A 2,562-nucleotide genomic window follows, 5' to 3' on the forward strand; every position below is an offset into this window, starting at 1 on the left:
GGAGCTGATGGACATCATCCGCCAGCAGCAGGGCTGACGAGCGCCCCGCCCGTCATAGGACGGGCGGGGTGTCGGCCGGGCGCGGGAGCCTAGCGCGACTCCGGCGCGGCCATGCAATACCGGGGCTCTGGCCAAGGGAAGGCTTTATGTACTTCCTCGCCCATCGTTCCGCTGCCGCTTCCCTGGCATGCCTGGTCATGGGAGGAACGACCGCCGCAGACAATGCACCCGAGCATGTCGTCAAGTGCCGGCAAGACCTGATGACGAGCGTTGGCGCGCATCTCGCCAATGTGGCCCTGCTGTGCACGACCTTGATGTTCAGCTTCGTTTGCAGGCTCATTTCCTTGGCGGAGCGGGGCAAGCGGCGCGAAGATGGGAGAGGCGAAGAAGAGAAAGAAACGAGCAGCTCATGAAGGCTGCGGTGATCTTGCCGGTACCGGTATTGGTTTTGTCAATCATGCTGGCGTTGTCGCCAGTTCTGTCTTAGAACTCAAGACGATCCGGCGCGCAGAGCGAAATGCGTGAAACAACTCAATCGGGTGCAGGATGCGAGGCAGCTGCTCGACAACATGATGCACGGCTACGCCTATGAAGCGTTCAGGGAGAAGAGCTCGGGCACCTCGGACAACCCGGGCAAGTACGTCTGCGACAACACCCGGGAGCGCCACAATGAGACCGTGGCAGGTCAACGCCTGCACAATTTCTGGACCTGGAAGCGTGCGTCGGAGTTCTGCCGTCCGACGGACAGTGAGCGGGCGCGGCGGATCGTCGAGGGAGACGCGTAATGCCCAAGACCGGTGCGCTCTACGAAATCGACAGCATCGGAGGGAACTGCCCGGTGCAAGCCGAGGGCGTCTGTTGCAAGGGCCGACGGTTCTATTTCCGTGCCCGTGGAGACGTTCTCCAGATGCACATCACCAAGGAGCCGCTGGTTACGTCCGAGCCGTTCTATAGCTGGGGACTGAAGGACGAGGACCTCTGGTTCTACGAAACCGGGTACAGCGATTGGCCGGAGGCCGGGTGGGTCAGTCATCGGGTTGCGGAGGCATTCATCGATATGGCCTGCATCCTCTTCGTGGCGAACAATGGCCTGCTCCAGCAGTTTCCCGAATTGTGGGACACGCTGTAGAAGGCGACAAAACGACGACTTCCGAGAGCGCGGTGGCGACTAGCGCCCGGTCAGGACCCTTCGCTCGGGTCGAGCGCCATTTCCATGTAGATGACCCCGTCTAGCGGATTCTCGTAGTACGGAGCGATTTCGCGGAAACCCAGTGATCGGTACAGCTCCATGGCGGCCGTAAGCTTGGAGAAGGTGTCGAGCCGCATCCGGCTGTAGTTGGCGGAACGACCCGCATCAACGATGGCTTCGGCGAGCGTTCGCCCCAAGCCCAGCCCGCGCCAGGGCCGGCGCACGAACAGGCGCTTCATCTCGCAGATTCCGGCCGACAAGGGTTTCATCGCGACTCCAGCCACCGGAGTACCGTCAACGTGGCGTGCCAGCAACATGCGCCCCCGCGGCGGTGCGTAGTCGCCTGGGAGAGATGCCAGTTCGGCTGAGAAACTCTGGAAGGTCAGATCCTGGCCGAGCCAGCGCTGGTACTCGATAAACAGGGTGCGCATGTCGGCAATGTCAGGCGCGGACACCGCCTCCAGTATGCGCACGTCTCGGCTGTTGATGTCTCGCATGCGCTGTTCCCGGCACGGACCGTGCCCGCTTCGTCCCGACCGAGCGGTTCCATGGCGAGGAAGGGCTTGCCCTCGTTCGGATGGTAGATGGGCCGGGGGATCCCGTCCGAACGTGCGTACTACCGCATCGCAGGCGAGGGACGCTTCCGTCCATGAATCCGGACCTTCGGGACCAACAATCTGCAGGCACAGTAACTGCATCAAGCGGATGTTCGCCCCGTCCATCTCGGGCGGGGAGGGATTCCAGGCTTCGTGGCGGCTACATTTCTGTTCGCAATCGGCATCGGGCTGCGTTGATTGACGGTTCGCACCCCGGTTAGTTTGCCTCCATGCGGGACGCCTATTGTCATCTACGACCAGCCGCCGAGACCGATGAGGAGTTCCTTCAGCTTCTCCACGAACGTGCCTACACAAAGTACGTGGAACGCATCGGCGGCAAGCCCGAGCCGATGACGGCGGACTGGCCCAGCATCTTGAAAGACGATGCGGTGTGGCTGGCCGAAGCGGATGGCAATCCGGTGGGCGCGCTCGTTTTGCAGGCCCGGACCGATCACGTGCTCGTCTGGAGCGTGGCGGTGGAGCCGCGCCTGCAGCGGCGCGGTATCGGGAGACAGCTCATGCGTTTCGCGGAACTGGAAGCGCGGCGGCGCGGTGTGGACGAGATCCGGCTCTACACGAACAGGGCGTTCAGCGAGAACATCCGGCTATACCGGGAAATCGGTTACGCGGTGACGCACACCGAGACCCGGGGATCGCGTGCGTTGGTGCACATGCGCAAGTACCTCGGTGGCTGGCGCGATCAGAGCGCCGGAAGCGCACGAGAACCAGGTCGCTGAACGGCTGCGCGGTTTGCTCGTCTCCAGTGGATGCGTGCCA

5 protein-coding genes are annotated in these 2,562 nt (G+C 62.7%); 4 read left to right on the forward strand and 1 reads right to left on the reverse strand.

Annotation, left to right across the window (positions count from 1 at the left end):
• Window positions 1-146: 146 nt before the first annotated feature.
• From OXG98_19980 to OXG98_19990, 3 genes are all read left to right on the forward strand, one after another.
• Entirely contained in the window at window positions 147-413 is a 267-nt protein-coding gene (locus OXG98_19980) for a hypothetical protein (protein ID MCY3774290.1), read from the forward strand.
• Between the two features lie 108 nt (window positions 414-521).
• On the forward strand, window positions 522-785 hold the full coding sequence (locus OXG98_19985; protein MCY3774291.1) for a hypothetical protein: 264 nt from the start codon (window positions 522-524) through the stop codon (window positions 783-785).
• Window positions 785-1,129: a hypothetical protein gene (locus OXG98_19990; protein MCY3774292.1), complete on the forward strand. Its 345-nt coding sequence runs from the start codon at window positions 785-787 to the stop codon at window positions 1,127-1,129. The genes OXG98_19985 and OXG98_19990 overlap by 1 nt, the downstream gene beginning before the upstream one ends.
• Window positions 1,130-1,179: 50 nt before the next feature.
• On the opposite strand, the gene OXG98_19995 is transcribed toward OXG98_19990, so the two are convergent.
• Window positions 1,180-1,686 (reverse strand): GNAT family N-acetyltransferase, encoded by a 507-nt coding sequence (locus OXG98_19995; protein ID MCY3774293.1) that lies wholly within the window; start codon window positions 1,684-1,686, stop codon window positions 1,180-1,182.
• Between the two features lie 329 nt (window positions 1,687-2,015).
• On the opposite strand from OXG98_19995, the gene OXG98_20000 reads away from it, so the two are divergent.
• Entirely contained in the window at window positions 2,016-2,522 is a 507-nt protein-coding gene (locus OXG98_20000; GenBank protein ID MCY3774294.1) for a GNAT family N-acetyltransferase, read from the forward strand.
• Window positions 2,523-2,562 lie beyond the last annotated feature (40 nt).

The organism is Gemmatimonadota bacterium, from assembly GCA_026706345.1.
GTDB lineage: Bacteria > JAAXHH01 > JAAXHH01 > JAAXHH01 > JAAXHH01 > JAAXHH01.